Source organism: Spongiibacter sp. (genome assembly GCF_041602295.1).
Taxonomy (GTDB): Bacteria; Pseudomonadota; Gammaproteobacteria; order Pseudomonadales; family Spongiibacteraceae; genus Spongiibacter.
Genome location: NZ_JBFIGO010000143.1, coordinates 1 through 5,430 on the forward strand (window position 1 = coordinate 1; position 5,430 = coordinate 5,430).

Consider the following 5,430-nt stretch of genomic DNA (forward strand, 5'->3'; position numbering starts at 1 on the left):
CAGCCTACAGGCCCAGTTCGTGATCCCCATGGCGGTATCACTGGGCTTTGGCATCATCTTCGCGACGGTCATTACCCTGATTTTGATCCCCTGCTTGTATATCGTGCTGGAAGACATTAAGGGGTTGGCGCGCAAGACTCGCGAACCGCTGGCCGCCATCGGCTAGGCTTTCTCGGTTTATGTCACCCCGCCTTCGCGCTACCATAGGCGTTTACGCTCGACAGGTGGGGAACCATGTCTTTTAAACGCATATCTATCGACGAGGCTGAACAGCTTATCAGCCAGCGGGCAGCGCAACTGGCCGACATCCGGGACGAGCAGTCCTTCCAGCTCGGCCATATCGCCGGCGCCAGCCACCTGGACAACCACAATCTACAGCAGTTTATCGAAGCCGCTGACCCCGATCAGCCACTAGTTATCTATTGCTATCACGGCAACAGTAGCCAGAGCGCCGCACAATTCTTTGTCGAAAAAGATTTTACCGAGGTCTACAGCATGGACGGCGGTTTCGAAGCCTGGCGCCAGCGCTATCCACAACAGAGCGGCCAGGAGTAAACACGCAAACCGTCATAGCCCCAGAGCTATCAGCGCCGGGGCTGCACTGAACTTGCCCGCGCCACCGCCCCAGGCTCTGGCGCCTCAAGCCTGCTGTAACAGCGTCATCAAAGTATCTATATGCCGCTCCATATACTCAGGAGAGTCGGGACTCACACCGAGAACCCGCTCAGTGACCGGAGCAACACTGACCAGGTAAAGCAGTGCTCCGGAAAGAATATGCAATAAGTCCATGGCGTGAACTTTTGGCAACACACCGTGGTGCTGCCCCAGTTCAATCATCGCCCTACCTTCAATAAAGTCAGTGCCAATAAATTCCTTTACCAGCCAGTCTAAGCGCGGGCCCGGCGCCGACGCTTCCTGAAACATGATTTTTACCCACTCAGGGTGCGCAAAGGTAAACTGAAGAATATTGCGGCACAGCTCCCTGATCATTGTCTTGTTGTCAGCAGGGCTATGGCGCTGTAGAGAAATGTCTTCGATATACCGCGGCAAGGCGTTATTTCTCTGCAACCATACATACGACACCGTCTCTCGCCACAGCACATCTTTGTTCTCAAAGTGATACTGGACGAAAGATTTTTTCTCCCCCGCCTGCTCCGCCACGATTGAAAACGACGTGCCATCGAAACCGAGCTGACCAAAGAGATGGGCCGCCGCCTTGAGTACAGCCTCTCGCCGTTCATTAGCTTTCGCCATTGAGTTTTTACTCGCCATTAGGGGTAACTCACCTATTTTTACACCAAGACCTTTAAAAAATCCCGGAATTTTAACCACTTAGCGATCTACTTGACACACCATCGATACTATACGATCGTATAGTCCGCACAGCAAAGACCTCGCGCCCCGGGCGCAAACAAAAATTACTGCGGATAAAAACAATAAACGGACTATCGCGATGATGGAAACAGCAAGCGCAACACGCATTCACTGGCTTAAGGACGTGGACCGCCACGTCGAGTCGTTACACCAACTAGGCGGCAAGGCCATGGGGCTCAACCAGCTGCAACGCTGGGGGCTCAATGTGCCCGGCGGCTTTGTCATTTTAAATGCACAACTCGGCAGCTACCCAGAGGAACTGGCCGACTACTACCAGCAACTGGGCGCTGGCAACGTGGCCGTGCGTTCATCGGCACTGGGCGAAGACGGCGCGGACAGCTCCTTTGCCGGCCAGTACGAGAGCATCCTCAATGTCTGCGGCCTGCAGGCCTTGCAAGAGGCCATCGATGCCTGCATCCAGTCCCTGGACAGCCAACGCGCCAGCGCCTACCAGCAGAAAAATAATATTCAGGGCACACAAATGAATGTGGTTGTTCAGAATATGGTCGATGCCCGTGCCGCCGGGGTGATGTTCACCGTAGACCCGGTATCCGGCCGCCACGACCGCCAAGTTATTGATGCGGTGGAGGGCTTGGGAGAAGCGCTGGTTAGCGGCGAAGCCACGCCCGATCACTATGAGTTTGATCTAGACGGCCGTTTGATCTTTTCAGAACTGGTCAATGACAGTGCGATTCTCACCGAGAGCCAGTGCCTGGAAATGGTGTTGCAGGCCAGACAGGCCAGCATTAAAGCCAATCAACCGCTAGACCTCGAATGGGCCATCGACCAGCAGGGCCAGCTCTTCTGGCTGCAGGCTCGACCGATCACCACCATTGGCTCTGATTTAAATGAGCTGGATACGCCGATCAAGCCCGGCGATGTGGTCACGCGCTGCAATGTTGGCGAAATGATGCCCGGCGCGAGCTGCCCGTTAACCTTCTCAACAACGGGCCGCTGCATCGAAGACGGCATGCAGCAGATGCATGTCAGCTACGCCGGACGCAAGTCGGTCACCGATGAGTGGACGCAAATAGCGATGAGCCACGGCAAACTCTTTATCAATTTAAGTGGCTCGATTGCCGCCGCCGCCAACGTGCTGGGTGTCGATGCAAAATCGATGGGTTACAGCCTGTGTGGCAGCGTCGTCGAAGAACTAAAGGAGCCGCCGAAACGGCCCTGGTGGATTCGTTTAATGGGTACCTTCAAAATGCTCAGATACCTGCAGCGTGCCGACACCGTGATTGAGAATTTCAGAAAAAAGGCCGCCGAGTTTGAGCTACCCACCTCCGGCAGCAGTGTCGACATCGCCAACAGACTAGACCAGTCGCTGCCCTTCTACTCCGAAGCCATGGCAGTCCATCTGCAGTCGTCCACCACCTCGGGCGTCGCCAGTAATATCCTGCAGTCGATGATATCCGGAGGGCAGGAAAGCACACCTGCGCAACAGGCGGAGGCCGCAAAGTTAATGGCCGGTGCCAGCGGGGTGGAAAGCGCGGTATTGGTGGAGCAGTTAGATGCCATTGTTGATCAAATTGCCGAAAATGACCGCGACGCACAGTTCTTCATTAACGCCACCCCCGAAGAGGCTGTAGCGTGGCTAAACGCCAGCCATTCAACAGCCGCTGCAGACTATCAAGCCTTTCTTCAGCGCCACGGCCACCGAGGCTACCGCGAGCTATGCATGAGGGAAGCCTGTTGGGCTGACACGCCGCAGCAATTGATTGCTACGATGCAGGCATCGGTCGCCGCCCGGCTTGGCGGCGCCAAGCAAAGCAGCAAGCCTACAGCCATCGACCCCAATACCTTGAGCCGGGGAATTCGCTGGATATTAGCCAAGGCCCACAATGCCATACGCCGCCGCGAAGCGACCAAATCGCTGCTGGTTGATATTGCCAACCGCTTCAAGCGCAGCTATCGCGCGCTCGGCGAGCAACTGGCCGCGGAAGGTAAACTCGATGACGCCGACCAGGTATTCTTTTTTACTCACCGCGAGCTGATGGCCTTTGTTAACGGCGACAGCGACATTCAGCTCTGGAACAGCAAAACCAAAGATCGTCGCACCGCATTAGCTTTCCAGAACCGACTTGAGTTTGACGAAATCTGTGTCGGCCGCCCCGCGCCCATTGATATCCGCTTGCGCAGCCATGCCCATGACGGAGAAATCATCGGTCGCCCGGTGTCGTCCGGGGTGGTGGAAGCCCCCGCCCGAGTTGCCTTCAGTGTCAGTGAAGCAGCGGCGCTACAGCCGGGCGAGATCTTGGTAGCGCCCATTACCGATGTGGGTTGGACACCGTATTTCAGCTCCATTAGCGGCTTGATCACCGATGTCGGCAGCTCGGTATCCCATGGCGCCGTCATTGCCCGGGAGTACGGCCTTCCCGCGATCGTCAATACCCGCATCGCCACCCAACGGATAAAAACCGGAGATAGAATTCGCCTCAATGCCGATACCGGTGTCGTGACCTTACTATGACGCCAGCGGCCCACGGGCCGCTCACTAAGCAGCATTATTAAAGAGCCAATTGCTATGATCGATGAGAAAACCCTAACGCAGTTTGGAATACAGTTAGACGACGAGTTTCCACACCCGTTCAGCGAGGATCACCACGACTGGAACGAATCCTATTTCTTTGACTGGTACGACGCCGGCGGCCAAAACGCCGGGCACTGCCGCATTGGCTGGCACCCGCTACAACAGCGCGTACTGTTCTGGCTCTATCTTTTCAATGGCGATGAATGGCTGGCCATTGAAGAGTATCGCCTGCCCTTTTCCGAGCTAAGGCTAAACCAAGACAAACAGGTTTTTTCCTATCAGGGCTGGGGGCTGCAATTCAATTACCGCCCCGGCGACCTCCTGCAAAGCGGCGTGCTGGCGGTCTCCGGCTTTGCCCGCGTCCTGTCGGGCGCAAGGCAGGGCCTGGTATTGCCCGTCAATGTAGACCTGGCATTCACAGCTCTGGGGGCCGCTCACTCACGCGGCGCCGGCACGGTGGAAAATCACAGCGCCAAGGGCTTCGACACCAACCGCTATGAGCAGCCCATTGCGGCAAAACTCAATCTTGGCATTGCTGATCAGACACACACGCTCGACGTTCGCGGCGAGCGCGACCACTCATGGGGCCCCCGCCCCTGGGATATGGAGTGGCAATTTTTTGTGGTCAATACGCCCAGCTTCAGCCTGCAATCCACCGTCGTGAATATCCCCGAGTGGCCAGCGATAACAATGGGCTACTACCAGGCAAAGGGCGGCGAGATGGAGCACCTAGACGCCGTGGCATTCGATCTCAGTTTTGTCCCAGAGTCACCCTGTCGCGCGGTATCTGGGCACTTTGATCTGGCCTGCAGCAGTGGCAGAGTCATCTCCGGCCGTATAGAAACCATTAGCGGCATGGAGATAGACATCAGCCACACCTTCTCGCCCCCTAAACGCAGCGAGTATCGCCGTTCCTTGGTACGCTGCCATATCGACGGCGAAGAGACGGCTATCGGCTGGTTCGAATGTAATCGCAACGCCGAGTAATACCAACAATAACAAAGGCTATAAACATGAAAATTGATGGCCCCTTCTACGCGCAGATGAACGATGCCGCGGCAGAAGCAAAACGCCTCGCCAGCATTGGCTACGATGGCGTGTACTCTCTGGAAGGGAGCTGGGACCCCTTCCTGCCGCTGGCACTGGCCTCGGAGCACGCGCCGCAACTGGACATTGCCACCGGCATTGCCGTGGCCTTTCCGCGCAACCCCTCCCATATCGCCTACCAGGCCTGGGACCTACAAACCTTCTCCAAGGGCAAATTCAGCCTGGGCATTGGCTCGCAGATTAAAGCCCATATCGAAAAGCGCTTCGGCCTCGAATTCAATCCCGCAGCGGCAAGAATGCGCGAATACATCCTGGCAGTTAAGGCCTTTTTCGACTGTTGGCAGCACGGCAGCAAACTCGACTTCCAGGGCAAGTATTATCGCCATACCCTGATGACGCCGATGTTCAACCCCGGTCCCAACCCCTACGGCATTCCGCCCATTATGTTAGGCGCACTGGGCCCGAAAATGACCGAG

5 protein-coding genes are annotated in these 5,430 nt (G+C 56.4%); 4 read left to right on the forward strand and 1 reads right to left on the reverse strand.

The annotated features are described in order from the left end of the window. Nucleotides 1-234 precede the first annotated feature (234 nt). Entirely contained in the window at nt 235-555 is a 321-nt protein-coding gene (gene glpE, locus ABYM29_RS14620; protein ID WP_372865526.1) for a thiosulfate sulfurtransferase GlpE, read from the forward strand. An 84-nt stretch (nt 556-639) separates the two neighbouring features. Here the strand turns inward: glpE and ABYM29_RS14625 are convergent, their stop codons facing one another. Further along, nucleotides 640-1,332, reverse strand: coding sequence for a TetR/AcrR family transcriptional regulator (locus tag ABYM29_RS14625; RefSeq protein WP_372865527.1), 693 nt, complete (start codon nt 1,330-1,332; stop codon nt 640-642). Nucleotides 1,333-1,453: 121 nt separating this feature from the next. On the opposite strand from ABYM29_RS14625, the gene ABYM29_RS14630 reads away from it, so the two are divergent. The 3 genes from ABYM29_RS14630 to ABYM29_RS14640 all read left to right on the forward strand — a co-directional run. Beyond that, nucleotides 1,454-3,847: a PEP/pyruvate-binding domain-containing protein gene (locus ABYM29_RS14630; protein ID WP_372865528.1), complete on the forward strand. Its 2,394-nt coding sequence runs from the start codon at nt 1,454-1,456 to the stop codon at nt 3,845-3,847. 54 nt (nt 3,848-3,901) lie between these two features. Continuing rightward, nucleotides 3,902-4,894 (forward strand): hypothetical protein, encoded by a 993-nt coding sequence (locus ABYM29_RS14635; RefSeq protein WP_372865529.1) that lies wholly within the window; start codon nt 3,902-3,904, stop codon nt 4,892-4,894. Between the two features lie 26 nt (nt 4,895-4,920). After that, nucleotides 4,921-5,430: LLM class flavin-dependent oxidoreductase (locus tag ABYM29_RS14640; RefSeq protein WP_372865530.1), on the forward strand; the 510-nt coding region annotated here is incomplete at its 3' end.

Excerpts from the sequence above, each read along its gene's own strand:
- glpE (WP_372865526.1), top strand. The coding sequence starts at position 235 with ATGTCTTTTAAACGCATATCTATCGACGAGGCTGAACAGCTTATCAGC.
- ABYM29_RS14630 (WP_372865528.1), top strand. The coding sequence starts at position 1,454 with ATGATGGAAACAGCAAGCGCAACACGCATTCACTGGCTTAAGGACGTG.
- ABYM29_RS14635 (WP_372865529.1), top strand. The coding sequence starts at position 3,902 with ATGATCGATGAGAAAACCCTAACGCAGTTTGGAATACAGTTAGACGAC.